The organism is Microbacterium sp. bgisy203 (assembly GCF_965345155.1).
Taxonomy (GTDB): domain Bacteria; phylum Actinomycetota; class Actinomycetes; order Actinomycetales; family Microbacteriaceae; genus Microbacterium.
In genome coordinates this window covers 1-17,762 of record NZ_CBDRLZ010000011.1, presented here as the reverse complement: position 1 = coordinate 17,762, position 17,762 = coordinate 1, and the positions used below count along the sequence as shown (strand labels likewise).

The 17,762-nt window shown below is 69.7% G+C and carries 20 protein-coding genes; 11 read left to right on the top strand and 9 right to left on the bottom strand.

Features of this window, described 5'->3' with window-relative positions; all coding sequences use genetic code 11:
• Positions 1-31: 31 nt before the first annotated feature.
• Positions 32-676: a DUF3027 domain-containing protein gene (locus ACRVYW_RS13180; protein ID WP_431805202.1), complete on the bottom strand. Its 645-nt coding sequence runs from the start codon at positions 674-676 to the stop codon at positions 32-34.
• Positions 660-1,040: a cold-shock protein gene (locus ACRVYW_RS13175; protein ID WP_431805201.1), complete on the bottom strand. Its 381-nt coding sequence runs from the start codon at positions 1,038-1,040 to the stop codon at positions 660-662. Before ACRVYW_RS13175 ends, ACRVYW_RS13180 begins: the two co-directional genes overlap by 17 nt.
• A 136-nt stretch (positions 1,041-1,176) precedes the next feature.
• Between ACRVYW_RS13175 and ACRVYW_RS13170 the strand changes: the two genes are divergently transcribed.
• The 3 genes from ACRVYW_RS13170 (at position 1,177) to ACRVYW_RS13160 (ending at position 4,925) form a co-directional block, all read left to right on the top strand.
• Entirely contained in the window at positions 1,177-1,458 is a 282-nt protein-coding gene (locus ACRVYW_RS13170; RefSeq protein ID WP_431805200.1) for a multidrug ABC transporter ATPase, read from the top strand.
• A 2-nt stretch (positions 1,459-1,460) separates the two neighbouring features.
• Positions 1,461-3,173: a helicase-associated domain-containing protein gene (locus ACRVYW_RS13165; RefSeq protein WP_431805199.1), complete on the top strand. Its 1,713-nt coding sequence runs from the start codon at positions 1,461-1,463 to the stop codon at positions 3,171-3,173.
• A gap of 108 nt (positions 3,174-3,281) precedes the next feature.
• Complete coding sequence (locus ACRVYW_RS13160; protein WP_431805198.1) at positions 3,282-4,925, top strand: DNA repair helicase XPB; 1,644 nt, start codon at positions 3,282-3,284, stop codon at positions 4,923-4,925.
• A gap of 13 nt (positions 4,926-4,938) precedes the next feature.
• Here the strand turns inward: ACRVYW_RS13160 and ACRVYW_RS13155 are convergent, their stop codons facing one another.
• Positions 4,939-5,994: a CPBP family intramembrane glutamic endopeptidase gene (locus tag ACRVYW_RS13155; RefSeq protein WP_431805197.1), complete on the bottom strand. Its 1,056-nt coding sequence runs from the start codon at positions 5,992-5,994 to the stop codon at positions 4,939-4,941.
• Between the two features lie 83 nt (positions 5,995-6,077).
• On the opposite strand from ACRVYW_RS13155, the gene ACRVYW_RS13150 reads away from it, so the two are divergent.
• The 3 genes from ACRVYW_RS13150 (at position 6,078) to ACRVYW_RS13140 (ending at position 8,950) form a co-directional block, all read left to right on the top strand.
• Positions 6,078-6,770, top strand: coding sequence for a response regulator transcription factor (locus ACRVYW_RS13150; RefSeq protein WP_431805196.1), 693 nt, complete (start codon positions 6,078-6,080; stop codon positions 6,768-6,770).
• 24 nt (positions 6,771-6,794) lie between these two features.
• Positions 6,795-8,540, top strand: a complete 1,746-nt coding sequence (locus ACRVYW_RS13145) for a sensor histidine kinase (protein ID WP_431805195.1) — start codon at positions 6,795-6,797, stop codon at positions 8,538-8,540.
• A gap of 122 nt (positions 8,541-8,662) precedes the next feature.
• Positions 8,663-8,950 (top strand): WXG100 family type VII secretion target, encoded by a 288-nt coding sequence (locus ACRVYW_RS13140; protein ID WP_431805194.1) that lies wholly within the window; start codon positions 8,663-8,665, stop codon positions 8,948-8,950.
• Between the two features lie 191 nt (positions 8,951-9,141).
• Here the strand turns inward: ACRVYW_RS13140 and groL are convergent, their stop codons facing one another.
• The 5 genes from groL to ACRVYW_RS13115 form a co-directional block, all read right to left on the bottom strand.
• The gene (groL, locus tag ACRVYW_RS13135; protein WP_431805193.1) at positions 9,142-10,761 is read right to left on the bottom strand and encodes a chaperonin GroEL; all 1,620 of its coding nucleotides are present in this window, start codon (positions 10,759-10,761) and stop codon (positions 9,142-9,144) included.
• A 159-nt stretch (positions 10,762-10,920) separates the two neighbouring features.
• Positions 10,921-11,133 (bottom strand): cold-shock protein, encoded by a 213-nt coding sequence (locus tag ACRVYW_RS13130; RefSeq protein ID WP_431805192.1) that lies wholly within the window; start codon positions 11,131-11,133, stop codon positions 10,921-10,923.
• 133 nt (positions 11,134-11,266) lie between these two features.
• Complete coding sequence (locus ACRVYW_RS13125) at positions 11,267-11,836, bottom strand: LytR C-terminal domain-containing protein (protein WP_431805191.1); 570 nt, start codon at positions 11,834-11,836, stop codon at positions 11,267-11,269.
• A 9-nt stretch (positions 11,837-11,845) separates the two neighbouring features.
• Positions 11,846-12,106: a DUF3263 domain-containing protein gene (locus tag ACRVYW_RS13120; protein ID WP_431805190.1), complete on the bottom strand. Its 261-nt coding sequence runs from the start codon at positions 12,104-12,106 to the stop codon at positions 11,846-11,848.
• 60 nt (positions 12,107-12,166) lie between these two features.
• Complete coding sequence (locus ACRVYW_RS13115; protein WP_431805189.1) at positions 12,167-13,159, bottom strand: DUF2332 domain-containing protein; 993 nt, start codon at positions 13,157-13,159, stop codon at positions 12,167-12,169.
• A gap of 99 nt (positions 13,160-13,258) precedes the next feature.
• Here ACRVYW_RS13115 and msrB point away from each other — a divergent pair, with 99 nt between their 5' ends.
• Together msrB and ACRVYW_RS13105 are read left to right on the top strand one after the other, a co-directional pair.
• The gene (gene msrB / locus ACRVYW_RS13110; RefSeq protein ID WP_431805188.1) at positions 13,259-13,660 is read left to right on the top strand and encodes a peptide-methionine (R)-S-oxide reductase MsrB; all 402 of its coding nucleotides are present in this window, start codon (positions 13,259-13,261) and stop codon (positions 13,658-13,660) included.
• Entirely contained in the window at positions 13,657-14,451 is a 795-nt protein-coding gene (locus ACRVYW_RS13105) for a nitroreductase family protein (protein ID WP_431805187.1), read from the top strand. The genes msrB and ACRVYW_RS13105 overlap by 4 nt, the downstream gene beginning before the upstream one ends.
• A gap of 7 nt (positions 14,452-14,458) precedes the next feature.
• On the opposite strand, the gene ACRVYW_RS13100 is transcribed toward ACRVYW_RS13105, so the two are convergent.
• Positions 14,459-15,361, bottom strand: a complete 903-nt coding sequence (locus tag ACRVYW_RS13100) for a DMT family transporter (RefSeq protein WP_431805186.1) — start codon at positions 15,359-15,361, stop codon at positions 14,459-14,461.
• Between the two features lie 899 nt (positions 15,362-16,260).
• Here ACRVYW_RS13100 and ACRVYW_RS13095 point away from each other — a divergent pair.
• The 3 genes from ACRVYW_RS13095 to ACRVYW_RS13085 form a co-directional block, all read left to right on the top strand.
• Positions 16,261-16,641, top strand: a complete 381-nt coding sequence (locus tag ACRVYW_RS13095) for a hypothetical protein (RefSeq protein WP_431805185.1) — start codon at positions 16,261-16,263, stop codon at positions 16,639-16,641.
• 132 nt (positions 16,642-16,773) lie between these two features.
• Positions 16,774-17,247: a hypothetical protein gene (locus ACRVYW_RS13090; RefSeq protein ID WP_431805184.1), complete on the top strand. Its 474-nt coding sequence runs from the start codon at positions 16,774-16,776 to the stop codon at positions 17,245-17,247.
• A gap of 99 nt (positions 17,248-17,346) precedes the next feature.
• Positions 17,347-17,762, top strand: a 416-nt coding sequence (locus tag ACRVYW_RS13085; protein ID WP_431805183.1) for an alpha/beta hydrolase, incomplete at its 3' end; no start/stop codon positions are given.

Sequence of the window (17,762 nt, the reverse complement as noted above, 5' to 3'; positions counted from 1 at the left end):
TCCGGTCGGGCGCAGGCGCGGTGGGTGCCGGTCAGCGTTCGGCCGGATCGTCCTCAGACTCGTCGTCGTCCTCGTCAGCCTCGGATTCGTCGTCCTCGTCAGCCTCAGACTCGTCCTCATCCTCGTCGTCGTCGCCGGACTCGTCGAGTTCGTCGATGTCGACGCCGTCGACGTCCCCGGCGTGCAGGATCGGCGAGCCGTCGTCATCGAAATCGGCCGCGTCGAGATCCTCGAGATCGTCGAGGTCCGCGTCGTCGACGTCGTCCTCGGCATCCTCGCCGTCCGCTGCGTCACGACCGCCCAGGTCGTCGAGGTCATCACCGTCGCCCGCCTCGGCGGCGAGCGCCGCCTGCGCGGCCTGGTACTCCGCGAGGCGCACGGCCCACGGGATCCATTCCGGCGCGAGCAGCGCGCCCTGGCCGGGCAGCAGCTCGGCCTCGAGCACCGTCGGCTCGGCGTCATCGACGACGGCGACCGAGACGGTCCAGAACCAGCCCGGGTAGCCCTCCATCGTGTTGGAGAACCGCAGGGACACGACCCCGTCATCCTCGACCGTGTAGCCCGAGGCGGTGCCGACGGTGAATGCCGGGGTGATCTCGTGCAGCGCAGCCAGCGCGAGGTCGTGCGCGGCGACGAGGCGTGCGTCGGCGTCGGGTACGTCAGGCGTCGAGGTCATCGGCCACCTTGCGCAGGATCGCCGCGACCTTCGCGCCCTGGGCGCCGCTCGGGTAGTGCCCGCGGCGGAGGTCGCCCCCGACCTTGTCGAGGAGCTTCACGACGTCTTCGATGATGACGGCCATGTCGTCGGGCTTGGGACGGTTGCGCTTGGCGAGGGTGACGGGCGCATCGAGCACGCGCACCGAGAGCGCCTGAAGTCCGCGCTTGCCATCGGCGACGCCGAACTCCAGTCGCGTGCCGGTCTTCACGACCGTCCCCGCGGGGAGGGCCGAGGCGTGCAGGAAGACGTCCTGGCCGTCATCGGTGGTGATGAAGCCGAACCCCTTCTCGTCGTCGTAGAACCTGACCTTGCCGGTGGGCATCTGGAACCTCGCTGATCGTGCCCGCGGTGCGCGGGCGCTGTCGTGACCGGGGACGGATCGCCCCCGCACCAGACTACGGCACCACCCCCGCCCGAGGCGGCGACGGCGGGCGACTCGACGCAGTAGGCTGGTGCCGATGTCGCCCTCCTCGCCCCGCACACCGGCTCCGTCCGAAGACCTCCCGGTCCGGCGGATCGACCGCATCCTCGCGTTCATGTCGCTGGGGCTGCTCGCGCTGTCGATCGTGTGCTTCTTCGCGATCATCATCGGCACGCAGGCGGGCGCCGACTTCGGCTCGGGCGTCTGGCCCGCCGTCGGGACGATCGTCTACATCGCACCGATCGTCGCGTTCCTGCTCCTGCTGGCGGTGCTCATCATGACCTTCATCCGGAAGGCGCGGGTCGGCAAGGGCCGCTGACCGTGGCCGCCACCGACGCCCGCACCCTCGCGAACGATCTCGCGACGCGGGACGATGCGGCCCTCGCGCGCCTGTTCGCCGCCCGCCGCGTCTCACCCTCCGCGTCGTGGGCCGACGCCTTCGACGCGGCCGAGCAGCTGCTCGACGCGGCCTCGATAGGACGTGCTCTCACGACCCTGACGGCCGACGAGGTCGCCGCGCTCGAGGCGGCGGTCGGCACCGGCGCCCTCCCCGCGGGTCCCGAGCGCGAGCGCCTGCACGAGCTCGCGCTCGTCGACGACGCCGGTGCGGTGTGGGATGCCGTGGCCGACGCCCTCGCGCAGACTCCCCGCGTCGTCCCGCCCGCATCGCCCGAGCGCCCGCCCGCCGACCCGGATGCGGCCGCGGCGGAACGCGCGTTCGCAGCGGTCAGCGCCCTCGCCGACGTCCTCCACGAGACCCTCGCCGCACCGCTGTCGCGCATCGGCGCGGGGAGCCTCGGCGCCGCCGACAGGCGCCGCCTCATCGAGGCGGGTGCCGTCCCCGACGCCGACGCGGCCGATGAGATCGTCGACATCGCCGAACGGGCAGGCCTGCTGTCGGCGGACGGGCGCACGCTCCTCGTGACGCCTGCCGGCGTCGAATGGCTGCGCACCGGTACGCTCTCACGCTGGGCCGAGGTGGCGACGCGCCTGCTCGACGCCCTCCCCTCGGGCGTGCGCGGCCGCGCGGGCGGATGGATGCCTCCGACGGAATGGACCGGCGCCTACCCCTACGACCCGTCCTGGCCCGCCCAGGCCGACGCGCTCGCGGCGCTCCTGCGCCGGTGGGCGATCACCGGCCCCGCGGGCACCCCGACCGCGTGGTCGGCGCCGTCGGCGAGCGGCGGCGACCTCGACCTCGACGCGCTGATCGCGCTCCTCCCGCCCGAGGTCGACAAGGTGTTCCTGCAGAACGACCTCACCGCGATCGCGCCGGGATCGCTCGCACCTCACCTCGACGTGCGCCTGCGGTCGATGGCGCGGCGCGAGTCGCGCGCCCAGGCATCCTCGTATCGATTCACCGCTGAGACGCTTGCCGACGCGCTCACCGCCGGCGAGAGCGCCGAGTCGCTCCGCGCGTTCCTGACCGAACTCTCCCTCACGGGGCTGCCGCAGCCGCTCGCGTACGAGATCGACCGCTCGGCGAGTCGGCACGGCGCGCTGCGCGTCGGGCCGGACGGGGAGGCGCGCACCCGGGTCACGAGCGATGACCCCGCGCTCCTGCGGACGATCGCCGTCGACCAGGCGCTCCGGCCGCTCGGCCTCATCCCCGACGGAGAGGCGCTGATCACCCGCTCGAGCCCCGACACCGCGTTCTGGATGATCGCCGACGCTCGCTACCCCGTCATCGCGGTCGACGCCGACGGCGAGCACCGCACGCTCGACCGGCACCGCCTCGGCACGCCTCCCGAACCCGCGCCCGACCCCATCGACGTGTACGCCGATCTGCTCGCACGCCTGCGCGCCGCGCAGTCGGGCGATGCGGATGCCGCGTGGCTCGGCCGGGAGCTCGAGCAGGCCGTACGCGCCCGCGCGACCCTCGTCGTCGCGGTGCGCCTGCCCGACGGCACCGAGCGGGAGTTCACGATCGAGGCGACGGGTCTCGGCGGTGGGCGCCTGCGCGGACTGGACCGGAACGTCGACGTCGAGCGGACGCTTCCGGTGTCGTCGATCACGCGCGTCGCGCGGGCCTGAGCGTCCCGAACTCTCCCCCGCGCTTTCCCGCGATCCGCGCGGTCTCGCGCGCTCGCGGTCCCGGCGCGCCGCGCCCGCGCCGCCCGACCGCCGGTAGAATCGAACGCTATGGCTGACGGACCCCTCATCGTGCAAAGCGACCGGACCGTGCTGCTCGAAGTCGCGCACCCCGACGCCGAGAGCGCCCGACACGAGCTCGCGATCTTCGCCGAACTCGAGCGCGCCCCCGAGCACATCCACACGTACCGCATCACGCGTCTGGGGCTCTGGAACGCCCGGGCGGCGGGACATACCGCCGACGACATGCTCGAGACCCTCGACCGCTGGTCGCGCTTTCCCGTTCCGGCATCCGTCTCTCTCGACATCCGCGAGACCGTGAACCGCTACGGGCGCCTCGTCATCGAGCGCGACGACGAGGGCACGCTCGTCCTGCGCGCAACCGACACCGCAGTCCTCGCCGAGGTCGCGAAGAACAAGCGCATCCAGCCGCTGCTGACCGGCCATCCCGCACCCGGGGTGTTCACGGTGGATGCCTGGGCGCGCGGCCACATCAAGCAGGAGCTCCTGAAGGTCGGCTGGCCCGCCGAGGACCACGCGGGCTACACGCCCGGCACACCCCACGAGATCGACCTCGCCGAGGACGGCTGGACCCTCCGCCCGTACCAGCGGAAGGCCGTGGACATCTTCAGCGAGGGCGGGTCGGGCGTCGTCGTGCTCCCCTGCGGCGCCGGGAAGACGCTCGTGGGAGCGGCCGCGATGGCCGACACGAAGACGACGACGCTGATCCTCGTGACGAACACCGTGAGCGCGCGGCAGTGGCGCGACGAGCTCCTCAAGCGCACGTCCCTCACCCCCGAGGAGATCGGCGAGTACTCCGGACAGGTCAAAGAGGTCAAGCCGGTCACGATCGCGACCTACCAGATCCTCACGGCGAAGCGGAAGGCCGAGTACGCCCACCTCGCCCTCCTCGACGCGCTCGACTGGGGTCTCATCGTCTACGACGAGGTGCACCTCCTCCCCGCCCCCGTCTTCAAGCTCACTGCCGACCTCCAGGCGCGCCGCCGCCTCGGCCTCACCGCCACGCTCGTGCGCGAAGACGGACGCGAGGGCGATGTCTTCAGCCTCATCGGCCCCAAGCGCTTCGACGCGCCCTGGAAGGAGATCGAGGCGCAGGGCTTCATCTCCCCCGCCGTCTGCTACGAGGTGCGGGTCGACCTTCCCGAAGGCGACCGCATGGAGTACGCGGCCGCCGCCGACGACGACCGCTACCGGCTCGCCGCGACGGCGCACGCGAAGATCGGCGTCGTGAAAGACCTCGTGGCTCGGCACACGGGTGAGCAGATCCTCGTGATCGGCCAGTACCTCGACCAGATCGACGTGCTCTCCGAGGCGCTGGACGCCCCGCAGATCACCGGCGCGACCCCCGTCGATGAGCGCGAGGAGCTGTACGGCGCGTTCCGCGAGGGGCGCATCCCCGTCCTCGTCGTCTCGAAGGTCGCGAACTTCTCGATCGACCTCCCCGAAGCCTCCGTCGCGATCCAGGTGTCCGGCTCGTTCGGGTCGCGGCAGGAGGAGGCGCAGCGTCTCGGGCGACTCCTGCGCCCCAAGAAGAGCGGGCACACCGCGAGCTTCTACACGCTCATCGCGCGCGACACGGTGGATCAGGACTTCGCACAGAACCGTCAGCGCTTCCTCGCCGAGCAGGGCTACAGCTACACGATCCTCGACGCTGAGGGGATCGCAGCCGCCTGAATCGCAGGTGCGGCTACGCGCGCGTCGCGGGGTCGGGCTCGGGCCAGACCGGTGGGGTCCAGACCGCACCGACGGGCGGTGCCGGAGGCGCCGGAGGCGTCAGCACGAGCGTCCGCGGCAGGGGCTTCCGTCGGATCATCCACTCGACGATCGCGACGAACCCTCCCATCAGCAGCAGCGAGGTCACGAAGCTGAACAGACCCGTCTCGCTCGCCGCGGGGTCGGTGCCTGCGACGAGGGAGACGAGGAAACCGGTCAGGTTGTTCACGACGTGCAACGCGATCGCCGCTTCGAGCCCGCCGGTGCGCCACGACAGCCATCCCGCAGCGATCGCGAAGACCCCCACGTTGATCTGGCCGAGCACGTCGTACAGGTGCCCGAGGACGAACAGCGGCACCGGCAGCAGGATCGCCCACGCGGGATGCCGCAGCCACCGCCCGATCGACTGCATGAGGTACCCGCGGAACACGTACTCCTCCGTCGCCGACTGCACCGGCACGAGCACGAGGATCAGCACGAGCGAGGTCACCCACACCGATGTCGGAGGGGCGGAAACGGCGGCATCCGCACCGCTTTCCGAAGGGAGGAGGAACGAGATCGCCACGAACACCCCATAGAGCGCGAGCGCGACGAGCACGCACCGCATCATCCACCCCCAGCGCAGGCGACCCGCCGCCGACGAGATGAGGCCCAGGCGCTTGCCGTTGACGATGCGCGAGGCGATCACGTAGCAAGGCAGCATCATCACGATCGTGCCGAGTGTCAGCGCGAGCACGAACGGGTCGCGGACGTCGATCGTCGGGTTCTCCGAGAGCGCGAGCAGGCGATCGAGCACGGTCGGGTCGGACGAGGCGACGGCGATGATCACGATGACGGTGACGACCATGAGGATGCCGTAGAGCACGACACCGATACCCGCGACGGCGAGCGGTGTCCACCACCCGCGGCGCTGCCGGGCGAACAGCAGCCGGTGGAATGCGAGCCCGCCCACGACGGCGTCCGCGGGGAGCGTGTCGGCGGGGCGGGGCGCCGGAGCGGGGGACGGCGGGGCGGAGGCGGGGGGCATCATGGCATCCATCTTCGCCGATCGCAGCCACGACGGCCTGCACCGATATCCAGCGGATGGAAGGAAACCGGTGCCAGTATGGGGATATGACCGCACCGCGCATCCTCGTCGTCGACGACGAACCGAACATCCGTGACCTGCTGGTCACGAGCCTCCGTTTCGCGGGGTACCAGGTGCGCGCCGTCGCGAACGGCGCCCAGACGATCTCCGCCGTCCTCGAGGAAGAGCCCGACCTCATCATCCTGGACGTCATGCTCCCCGACATGAACGGGTTCAGCGTGACCAAGCGCCTCCGCGGCGCCGGGTACACCGCCCCGATCCTCTTCCTCACCGCGAAGGACGAGACCGAGGACAAGATCGAGGGCCTGAACGCCGGCGGCGACGACTACGTCACGAAGCCCTTCTCGCTCGACGAGATCGTGGCCCGCCTGCAGGCGATCCTCCGCCGCACGATGCAGGCCGACGAGGAGTCGACCATCAAGGCGGGCGAGCTGACGATGGATCAGGACACGCACGACGTCACCGTCGGCGACGTGTCGATCGACCTCTCCCCCACCGAGTTCAAACTCCTGCGCTACCTCATGCTGAACCCGAACCGGGTGCTGTCGAAGGCGCAGATCCTCGACCACGTGTGGGAGTACGACTTCAATGGCGACGCCGGCATCGTGGAGAGCTACATCTCGTACCTGCGCCGCAAGATCGACCCGTACTCGTCCGAGCCGCTCATCCAGACCAAGCGCGGCTTCGGGTACATGCTGAAAGCCGGCAAGACGGCCTGATCCCTTCCGGAACGGAGGTCCGCCGTGGCCGCGGTCCTCGCCGCACACGCCAAGAAAGGCGATCGCGTCACCGCCTGGTGGCGATCGGTCAGCCTGCGCGCGAAGGTCACCGGGGTCACGGTCGCCGTCCTCGCGGCCGGTCTCGTCGCGGTCGGCATCGGCAGCGCTGTGTTCCTGCGGAACGCGCAGATCACCGACCGCGACGTGTCGATCGCGCAGGCCGTGACCTTGAACCAGGCGTCGAGCCTGCTCACCGTCGAGGTCGTCGACGGCGTCGCGCAGTTCTCGCGCCCCTCGACGCCGCCGCTCACGTCGTTCTCGATCGCCGTCTACGCCGCCGACGGCACGCTGCTGCAGACGGGCGGCTCGGCGGCGGGCGATGCGCCCGTCTTCCCCGACGCCTACCCGCTCGAGAAGACGATCATGCAGGGAACCGACATCTTCGAGCTGCACTCCGCCGACGGCAAGACGACCTTCCACGCCGCCGTCGACATCCTCGACATCCCCGGGACGCGCACCTCCAACGTGCAGCTGCTCGCTCTGCCGCTCACGCCCGTGAATCAGACGGTCGCGACGTTCGTCGGCATCTACACGGTGCTCGCCCTCCTCACGATCCTCGGCGGCGCGCTCGCGACCCGATGGCTCGTCACCCTCGCCTTCCGAAGCCTCGGCCAGGTCGAAGACACCGCGATGTCGATCGCCGCGGGCGACTTCAGCCAGCGCATGACGGACATGTCGCCGCGCACCGAGGTGGGGCGCCTGAAGACGGCGATCAACATCATGCTCGACCGCATCGACCAGGCCCTCGCGCAGCGTGATGCGACCGTCCAACAGATGCGCCGGTTCATCGGCGACGCGAGCCACGAGCTGCGCACCCCTCTCGTGACCGTCCGCGGGTACGCGGAGCTCTACCGCATGGGTGCGATCGCAGGCCCGGAGCAGACCGCGCAGTCGATGGAGCGGATCGAGAAGGAGGCCGTGCGCATGGGCGGTCTCGTCGAGGACCTCCTCGCCCTCGCTCGCCTCGATGAGCGCCGTGACATCGTCGTCATCGACGTCGACCTCCGTCCGATCGCGCGCGACGCCGCGCTGGATGCCCGAGCCACCGACCCCGAACGCACCGTGACGGCGCTCGAGAGCACCGCGCCGGAGCCGCGGCCGCTCGACGCCGGCGACACGGAGGTTCCGACCACGGCGGCCGTGCGTCGCGGTGGGTTCGCCGGGGCGACACGCCTGCTCCGTCGTCGGCCCCGCCCCGATGCGGCGCCGACGACCGCGGTGGTCGAGGTCGCCGCTCCGCCGCAAGGGTCGAAGGCGCCGACGGGCCCGCCGCAGCCCGAGCCGATCGTGCTAGGAGATGAGAACCGCATCCGCCAGGTCGTCGCGAACCTCCTCGGCAACGCCCGCCGCTACACGCCCGCCGGGTCGCCGATCGAGCTCGCCACAGGCGTCGACGAAGCCGCCGAGATGGGCTGGATCTCCGTGATCGACCACGGCGACGGCATCCCGGAGCAGATCCGCGACAAGATCTTCCAGCGGTTCTGGCGCGCCGATACGTCACGGACGCGCGAGACGGGTGGGTCGGGGTTGGGTCTGTCCATCGTCGCGTCGGTCGTCGAAGCGCTGCACGGCTCGATCGAGGTGACCGAGACCCCGGGCGGCGGCGCCACGTTCCGCGTCGCGTTCCCCCTGGCGCTCCGGCGAGATGCCCGAGAGCACCTCCTCATCGAGACGCAGCCGCTGCGGCGCCTGCGACCCGACGAGCTCTGATCCGGTCATCGACTCCTCCACAGGCGGGTGTTTCGCGGAGTTGTCCACCGATCGCGCGTGCGGGCGCCCGCCGCCCGTCCGCGGCGCCTAGCGTGGCGGCATCCGAACGAAAGGAGCCCCTCATGGCCCAGTTCTCCGTCGATTCCGACGCCGTCCTCACCGCCACCGGTGCCATCCGCAACACGGCCGATCGGCTGCAGAGCGAGACCGCCGCGATGCTCGGTCAGCTCACGCAGCTGCAGAGCTCGTGGACCGGCTCGGCCGCCATCGCCTTCCAGTCGGTCGTCGACCGGTGGCGCCTGACCCAGCGCGACCTCGAGTCGGCGCTCGGCGAGATCGGCCTCGCCCTCTCGAACGCGGGCAACCAGTACCTGCAGACGGAGGCGACCGCCGCCGGGCTGTTCCGCTGATCCCGCCGACCTCATCCACGTCACGGAGACAGGAGATCTCACCAGCACAGGATGCCTGAGCACGTTCGCGTCCTGTCTCCGCGAGATCACCTGTCTCCACGATGTCCCCTGTTCCCCGGGTACGGGAAAGGGCCCCTCCGAAGAGGGGCCCTTTCTGCGTGGATCACACCGATCCGTGGTTCCGACTCGCGTCAGAAGTCCATGCCACCGGTCGGGTCGCCGGCCGGCAGCGGGGCCTTCTCGGGCTTGTCGGCGACGACGGCCTCGGTGGTGAGGAACAGGCCCGCGATCGACGCGGCGTTCTGCAGCGCCGAACGGGTGACCTTCGCCGGGTCGATGATGCCCGCCTGGAACATGTCGACGTACTCGCCCGTGGCCGCGTTCAGGCCCTGGCCCGCGGGGAGCTCGGCGACCTTGTTGGCCACGACGCCCGGCTCGAGACCGGCGTTGAGGGCGATCTGCTTGAGCGGAGCCTCGATGGCGACCTTGACGATGTTCGCACCGGTCGCCTCGTCGCCCGACAGGTCGAGCGTGCCGAAGACGGCCTTGCCGGCCTGGATGAGCGCGACGCCACCACCGGGGACGATGCCCTCCTCGACGGCCGCCTTGGCGTTGCGGACGGCGTCCTCGATGCGGTGCTTACGCTCCTTCAGCTCGACCTCGGTGGCCGCGCCCGCCTTGATGACGGCGACGCCGCCGGCGAGCTTGGCGAGACGCTCCTGGAGCTTCTCGCGGTCGTAGTCGCTGTCGGTGTTCTCGATCTCGCGCTTGATCTGGGTCACGCGACCCTCGATCTGCGCGTGGTCGCCCGCACCCTCGACGATCGTGGTCTCGTCCTTGGTGACGATGACCTTGCGCGCACGGCCGAGGAGGTCGAGCGTCGCGTTCTCGAGCTTGAGGCCGACCTCTTCGGTGATGACCTGGCCGCCGGTGAGGATGGCGATGTCCTGGAGCTGAGCCTTGCGACGGTCGCCGAAGCCGGGAGCCTTGACGGCGACCGACTTGAAGATGCCGCGGATCTTGTTCAGCACGAGGGTCGCGAGAGCCTCGCCCTCGACGTCCTCGGCGATGATGACGAGCTCCTTGCCGTCCTGGATCACCTTGTCGACGATCGGCAGAAGGTCCTTGATGTTCGAGATCTTCTGGTTCGCGATGAGGATGTACGGGTCCTCGAAGACGGCCTCCTGGCGCTCCGGGTCCGTCACGAAGTAGGGGTTCAGGTAGCCCTTGTCGAAGCGCATGCCCTCGGTGAGCTCGAGCTCGGTGCCGAAGGTGTTGGACTCCTCGACGGTGACCACGCCCTCCTTGCCGACCTTGTCGATCGCCTCGGCGATGAGCTCGCCGATCTCGGTGTCGGCGGCGGAGATGGATGCCGTGGCGGCGATCTCCTCCTTCGACTCGACCTCCTTGGCCGAGGAGAGGAGCTCGTCGGAGATGGCCTTGACGGCCTTCTCGATGCCCTTCTTCAGCGAGATGGGGTCGGAGCCGGCCGCGACGTTGCGCAGACCCTCGCGAACGAGCGCCTGGGCGAGGACGGTGGCCGTCGTGGTGCCGTCACCGGCGACGTCGTCGGTCTTCTTGGCGACCTCCTTGACGAGCTCGGCGCCGATCTTCTCGAAGGGCTCCTCGAGCTCGATCTCCTTGGCGATGGAGACACCGTCGTTCGTGATCGTGGGGGCGCCCCACTTCTTCTCGAGCACGACGTTGCGGCCGCGGGGGCCGAGGGTCACCTTGACGGCGTCGGCCAGGATGTTCAGGCCGCGCTCGAGGCCGCGGCGGGCCTCCTCGTCGAAAGCGATGATCTTTGACATAAGTGTGTCGTCCCTCCCGGACGTGAGGATGAGTCTTTAGCACTCAGCATGACGGAGTGCTAACTCATTCTGGCACTCGGGCATGGCGAGTGCAAGCCGCGCGACGAGCGCGGCGGGAGGGCGAGCTCTCAGGGGCGATCGTCGCCGATCAGGCCGACCTCACGCGACGACGTGAACCGATTCGGCCTGCGGGCCCTTCTGGCCGGCGCCGACCGTGAACTCGACCGTCTGCCCCTCTTCCAGCACCCGGAAGCCGGGCATGTCGATGTTGGAGTAGTGCACGAAGACGTCCTGGCCGTCGGCGACGGTGATGAACCCGAAGCCCTTCTCGGCGTTGAACCACTTGACGGTGCCCTGCGTCGTTCCTGCCATGCGAATCTCCTGATGTTGCGGTGGGACGTCGCCATGCTAACCAGCGCGGAAGAGGCGAAATCCCCGTTCCGACGACTTTTGACACGCGCGCATCGAAGAGTTCACACGCGCGAAACACCGTGCATTCGCCGGGCTATCCGGAGGTCGCGCGATCGGCGCCGATGACGACGACCAGCTGCGGCGAGTCGTCGCCCCAGACGCCTTGGTACGCCTCGCTGAGCTCGACCGGAGCACCGCCGATGGCCTCCGCGAGTCCGCGCGCGGGGCCTTCATCGTCGGGCGAGGTGTAGAAGACCGTCGTCGTGTCGAACTCTTCGGATGCCTCACCGGCGTTCACGTCGTCGGCGCTCCACCCCGCGGCGACCAGGGTGTCACGCATCTGCCCGGCGAGACCGCGCTGGCCTGTCGCGTTGAGGACCGTCACCTTGTAGGTCGTATCGAGCACCGGCTCGGCCGTCGGCTGGGCGGCGGGCACGGTCGGCTCGGGCGTCGGGAAGAACGTGATGCTCCCCGTGCTCACCATGCTTCCGAAGATGCCGGCGCCCACGATCACCATCGTCGCGATCGCCGACCACAGCAGCACGACGCCGCCGCGGATGCGCGGGTTCTCGGCGCGGTGCGCGCCGACGCGTCCGTCGTCGGCGGGCAGGTCGTCGAAGCGGTCCTTCGTCGGGGGGGTCCGATGAACCGAGGAGGTGGGCACCAGAGAATGCTACCCGGCCGCTCCTGTGCGAACCGCGCCGCGCGCGGCGCGAGCGCGTACGTTCGCGTCGTGCAGGCGGCGGAGGCGGTGCACGAGCAGGGCATCGTAGGCGGCGGCATCCGGCTGATCGACGGCCCTCTGCAGCAGCTGGTAGTACCGCGGGACGGTGAGGTCGAGCTCGCGCGTGATCGCCTCCTCCTTGGCCGCGCCGTGGCCGTTCCAACGCGCCTCGAAGTCGAGGAGCGCACGGTCACGGTCGGAAAGAGGCACGCGTCCAGGCTAGGCGCGGAAGAGAGGGATGCCGGGGACCGCCACTCGACGCCGCGCATTTCAACGCACGGCGATCCACGCGCCGAGCGGGTCGGCTGCGGCGAGCACCTCACCGTCGAGGCCGAGGGCGAACCCTCCCGGCCACCCGTCGACATCGACCGGGGTGAACCACCCCTCGTGGAGGGTCGGCGCGTCGAGCGTGATCCAGCGCCCGGCGCGCCGCGCCGCGTCGATCAGCGCGTGTCGGCCCGCCCACGGGATGTGCGCGAGGACCCCCTGCGTCTGCACGACCAGGGTCGCCCCCGCCGGCGCCTGGGCGGCGAGGTCCGCGAGGAGGTCGGCGCCGTCGCCTGCCACGAGCAAGGGCGGGTCGGATGCCGCGATGCCGAGCGCCGCGCGCACGCGCTCCTCACGGCCCTCCTCCCCCGGCCAGACGAGCCCCGTCAGCCACGCGTCGGTGTCCCGCGAGCGCGGGTCGAGTGGGGCGAGGTCGATGCCCGCCCGCCACACGATCTCGGGAAGGGCGACCTCCGGCATCCGGTCACCGCGCACCGCGCATTCGAGGACGACCTCGGACACGCCGTCGGGCGGATCGAGCGCCACCACACCGCCGGGGGCGCGGTAGCGGTACGAGTAACGGTCGGGGTACAGACACAGGCCGGCGCTCGCGCCGATCTCGAGGAGCGCGATCGGGCCCGAGATGCGGCTCAGCGCCGGCAGGAGCGCGGCGCAGCGCTGCGGCTCGTTGGTCTGCAGCGAACGCTGCGCGCACTCGGCGACGACCGTGTCGGCTCGCGCGAGGACCCCGTCGCGCCAGTGCGCGGCATCCTGCGCTGCCCCATCATCGTCCGATCCCAGGCCGAGCAGACGCGTCACCGCGAACACGAGCGGCGGCTGGCGGTGACGGGCGGGGATCCGCGCGAACACGGCCTGAAGTTCCGGATCGTCCGCGACGAGACGCGCCCAGGCGGCGTAGACCTCCGAGCGTCCCGGAGCCTCCTCCCGCGCGAAGCGGTCGAAACGTTCGGCGACCGCGCGGGCTTCGGTATCCATGCGTCCATTCTCGCGGGTGCGTGATGAGGAACCCGGAACACCGACGCCCCCGTTCCGGTTGAATAGAGCGAAGAGTTTCCGCGAACGGGAGGACGCGACGTGACGTACCAGGTGAACAAGACCGACGAGCAGTGGCGACAGGAGCTCAGCCCCGAGCAGTACGCGGTGTTGCGGCAGGCGGGAACCGAGCGGGCGTGGACGGGCGAACTGCTCGACGAGAGTCGTGCCGGCTTCTACACGTGCGCGGCGTGCGGCGCCGAGCTCTTCACGAGCGGCACGAAGTTCGACTCGCACTGCGGGTGGCCGAGCTTCTACGAGTCGGTGCGCCCCGAGGCCGTCGAGCTCATCGAGGACCGCAGCCACGGGATGGTGCGCACGGAGGTGCGCTGCGCGAACTGCGGCTCGCACCTCGGGCACGTCTTCCCCGACGGCTTCGGCACGCCCACCGGCGACCGCTACTGCATGAATTCACTGTCCCTGTCGTTCACGCCCGAGTCGTGAGCGCCGACGCCTCGCACCCCGCGCTCGATGCGGTGAGGGCGCGGCGGTCGTGGTCGAAGGTGACCGACGCCGCGCCGACCCGCGCCGAGCTGCTGACGCTGGTCTCGGACGCCGGACGCGTGGCCGATCACTCGTCGCTGCGCCCGTGGCGCATCATCGAGCTGCGCGGCGATGACCGGCGCGTGCTCGGCGCCGCGATCGCCGAGGCGCAGGGCGACGACAAACCCTCGACGAAGCCGCTGCGCGCGCCGCTGCTGGTCGCGATCGTCGCGAGCTACAAACCCAGCGAGAAGGTGCCGCGCTGGGAGCAGGAGGCGGTCGCCTCGGGTGTCGCGCACACGCTCAGCCTGCTGCTCGACGAGGCCGGATGGGGCGTCATCTGGCGCACCGGCCATTACACCCGCACCGAGCCGGTCGCGCGCGCCCACGGACTCGCCGCGAACGAGGAGCTCCTCGGCTGGCTCTACGTGGGCGGAAAGCCCGAACGCGACCGCCCGTCGCGCCGCAAGGCCGTCGACGCGCCGTCGCACGTGAGCAGGATGCCGGGCATCACGGCATCCCCGGATGAATTCGCCCACTGGCGCCAGAAGCCGGCCGCGACGTCGGCCAAGAAACAGAAGAAGAAGAGCGCGAAGGGCGACAAGAAGCCGACCGACTGGGCTGCGAAGGCCGATAAGGCGGAACGCAAGGCGAAGAAGGCCGCGCGGAAGGCTTCGAAGGCCGCCGCAAAGGCTCTGAAGGCGCGGGCGAAGGCCGATGCGCAGACCGCGCAGGCGCAGGACGAGGGCTGACACCACCTCAGCGCTGACTGCGCCTCTTCCACGGCGCGGCCGCGACGACGACACCGGCACCCGCCACCAGCACCATGAGCAGTTCCGTCTGCCACCCGGGACCCGCGTCCGCAGGCCAGAACAGGTCGAGCAGGAACGCCGTCGCGAGCTGCCCCGCGACCGCGCCGAGTCCGAGCAGCAGCACGCCAGTGTGCACGACCAGCGCGGCCGACAAGAAAATGTAGGTCACCCCGATCACACCGCCGAGGTACAGCCAGACCTCGGTGGGGAGCGCGTTCGGCGGACCGACGATCGCGACGTGGACCACGGCGACCGTCACGAGGATCAGCGTCCCACCGAGAAAGTTCACGAAGGTCGCCGTCAGCGGCGTGCCCACACGCTGGCGGAGCCGCCCGTTGGTCGCCTGCTGCCAGGCGATGCCGATGCCGGCGAGGACAGGGAGGACGAGCATCCACCACGGCACGCGCTCGAGGATGCCGCCCTGCAGCGAGATCGCGACGGCGACGAGCGCGAGCGCTCCCCCGACGACGCGCGGCATGGTGACCGCGACCACGCCGGCGGGGCCGAACCCGACGCGATCGAGGAGGAGGGCGGACAAGGTCTGTCCCGCGACGACGCCGACCGTGAAGAGCGAGACCCCGATGACCGCGACGGCGAGGCCTTGGGTCGCGACGGTCAGCGCGCCGGCAGCGCCGCCCAACAGCATCCAGAACGGGATCGTGCCCGTTCGCACGCCGCGTAAGAGAGCGCGGTATCCACTCCGTCCCGAGGGCAGCAGGATCGTCAGTACGACGAGGACGACGAGGCCCGATCCGAACGAGATCGCGGCCGCGACGAAACCGTCGCCCAGGCGCAGGCCGAGCTGCCCGTTGATCCGCGCCTGCAGGGCGGTGAGGATGCCAACGAGCACTGCACCGCTGAGGGCCGCCCACGCGGGGACGGAGGCGCCACCCGCACCGCCTCCGGAACTGCCTTCCGAGCTGCCTCCTGAGGAGCGGGGCGACGCAGCAGAGGACACGAGGGTTCAGCCTACTCGGAGCCTCCTCCGCCGCGGGGTCACGCGGACAAGGTGCGCGTGGATCGCGGTGGGCAGGGTTCAGTCGTAGCCGAGGATGCAGATGGCCTCGGTGATGGGCTCCGGCTCACTCCAGGGGTTCGGCTCTTCCACGGCACCGAGAGTACGCGCGTGCCGCGGCATCCGCCCTTTCCCTCGCCGGAGAAAATTCGACGGCGCCGAGCATCCTTACGTCCGCGATCGCCCACAGTCCTGTCGAAGGCGTACGCCCATCGGAGTCATGCCGCTCGTTGTCCCCCTTTCGGCGGACGCGCAACGCATGCGCTTCTGGTTATGCTCGCCGACATGGCTGAATCATCGGGAAAGCCGCGGCATTACTGTTCGGATCAACACGGAGAAGTCCTCGGTCGGGTTCGGTTCATGCGGTCCCGTAATGGCCATCAGTTTCCAGACCGCGCCGGGCGCCTACGGGCGTCACCGACCCCGCCTTCGGTTTACGCAACGAGAGGCCCGGTCAGCTTGCTGAGTCTTGCGACGGGACCCGGCCTCTACGACGTGACCGGGACCACACGATGCGTCTCGGGAGACGTAGACCAATGGCGATAAGCAACCCCGGGGAGAAGCTTCGCTCGCCGCATGCCGCCGCGTCACAGCGACGATCACACACGAGCCGACCGAATTCGAACAGATGCGTCTGGCGGTGTTGCAAGGTGGCGAGACCCGAGAGATCCCTCAGCCTCCTGGCGGCGTTCCTTGCCATGATCACACTGACGGGTTGCACGCAGGAGGAGAAGATGACGCCTGACGAGGCACGTGCGTCGCTGATTCAGATCACTCAAGACACGGCGACACAGCTCGGCGTTTCCGGCTGGAAGCGCCGTGGTGGCGCATCCGTTGGATCGTGTCGAGACGGGGTGAATTGGGGTTACACCGAGTACGCGCCCGTGCCGGACTCGGTCCCACTCGATGACGTAAAGATCGTCGCGGACTACTGGGAGAGCCTGGGCCTCACCGTTCAGGTCAACACCGAGAAATCCCCGGTCGTGTTCGGTTCGGGTGGCCCCGTTGCCGCCATAAGCTTCGGGGCAGGACCGAACACCTACAACATCGCCGGCACATCGATATGCGTTCCCGGTGACGCGGACAAGATCATCAACGAAGAGTACGTCGACTAAGGCTCAGAGTGAGCGGAGACAACCCGACAACGCCGTGACGCGTTGGCGACACGGGCCAGCTGGATGAGCTCACGCCCGGTCCCGACGACTATCCGGGATCCCCAAATCGTGAGTACATCGAGAGAAGAGAACGTGCGCACTAACGCGGAATCCACACTCGCCCTCTTCTTCGGTGTGGTGGCGGCAGTAGCACTCACGGGCTGCGCATCACAGGGAGAGCAGATGACACCCGATGAAGCGCGTGACGCGCTCGTACGGATCACCGAAGACACCGCCGCGCTCCTTGGAAACGACGGGTGGAAATCGTCGAGCGAGCCGTCTGTCGGCCCGTGTGAATCTGACGAGGTGGATTGGAGCTATCGACAGAGCTCTCCGATACCCGATGCCGACCATCTCACCAACGCGCAGACGGTTGCCGAGTACTGGGAAGGACTCGGCATGACGGTACGCATCGACCAGACTCCAGACCCAGTCGTATACGCCACCGGCGGCGACCTGCACGGCATCAGCTTCTCCACCGGACCAGGGACCTACCAGATCGCGGGCACGTCACTCTGCGTCCCGGGCGACCTTAGCCAGATCATCGGCGAGGAGTACGTCGACTAGGATACATGCGCGGATCGTGCGCCACCCCATGTATGAGCGGTCTCTCCTCAGTCCTCAACGTGGACGGCCTCGCGGCGGCGAGTCGCGATTCCTGGTCTCGTGACGGACGATCGGCCTCCGCTCGCCGCGGTGGCGATCGGTGATCTGGATGCTGCCGATAACGTCACCTGGGCGGTGCCTGGCATGGGCTCTTCAAGCGCTGAACTGCCGAGATGGGCACGGTCCTCGAATTACCTCCAACAAGCACAAGAGAATGCCGATCCGACCCGTGAGCATGCGGTCGTGGCATGGGTCGGGTACAAGGCTCCTGCGGTCGGTAGCCCGGAGGTCTTCGCAAACGACCTCGCGCGAGCGGGCGGCGAGAGTCTTGCGTCTGCGCTCCGCCGAGTCGACGCGGCTCGCCCTGACGCTCAGGTAAATGGGGTCGGATACTCCTATGGGACGCCGACCTTCGCCTTCGCGCTCACCCAGCCGGATACCCACGTTGACACCTGGACGAGTCTCGGATCGGCTGG

What these genes read in the sequence shown, in the direction of transcription:
- ACRVYW_RS13170 (WP_431805200.1), top strand. Translation starts at nt 1,177, where the DNA reads ATGTCGCCCTCCTCGCCCCGCACACCGGCTCCGTCCGAAGACCTCCCG.
- ACRVYW_RS13180 (WP_431805202.1), bottom strand. Translation starts at nt 676, where the DNA reads ATGACCTCGACGCCTGACGTACCCGACGCCGACGCACGCCTCGTCGCC.
- ACRVYW_RS13095 (WP_431805185.1), top strand. Translation starts at nt 16,261, where the DNA reads ATGACGCCTGACGAGGCACGTGCGTCGCTGATTCAGATCACTCAAGAC.
- ACRVYW_RS13160 (WP_431805198.1), top strand. Translation starts at nt 3,282, where the DNA reads ATGGCTGACGGACCCCTCATCGTGCAAAGCGACCGGACCGTGCTGCTC.
- ACRVYW_RS13150 (WP_431805196.1), top strand. Translation starts at nt 6,078, where the DNA reads ATGACCGCACCGCGCATCCTCGTCGTCGACGACGAACCGAACATCCGT.
- ACRVYW_RS13155 (WP_431805197.1), bottom strand. Translation starts at nt 5,994, where the DNA reads ATGATGCCCCCCGCCTCCGCCCCGCCGTCCCCCGCTCCGGCGCCCCGC.
- ACRVYW_RS13130 (WP_431805192.1), bottom strand. Translation starts at nt 11,133, where the DNA reads ATGGCAGGAACGACGCAGGGCACCGTCAAGTGGTTCAACGCCGAGAAG.
- ACRVYW_RS13175 (WP_431805201.1), bottom strand. Translation starts at nt 1,040, where the DNA reads ATGCCCACCGGCAAGGTCAGGTTCTACGACGACGAGAAGGGGTTCGGC.
- groL (WP_431805193.1), bottom strand. Translation starts at nt 10,761, where the DNA reads ATGTCAAAGATCATCGCTTTCGACGAGGAGGCCCGCCGCGGCCTCGAG.
- ACRVYW_RS13115 (WP_431805189.1), bottom strand. Translation starts at nt 13,159, where the DNA reads ATGGATACCGAAGCCCGCGCGGTCGCCGAACGTTTCGACCGCTTCGCG.
- ACRVYW_RS13140 (WP_431805194.1), top strand. Translation starts at nt 8,663, where the DNA reads ATGGCCCAGTTCTCCGTCGATTCCGACGCCGTCCTCACCGCCACCGGT.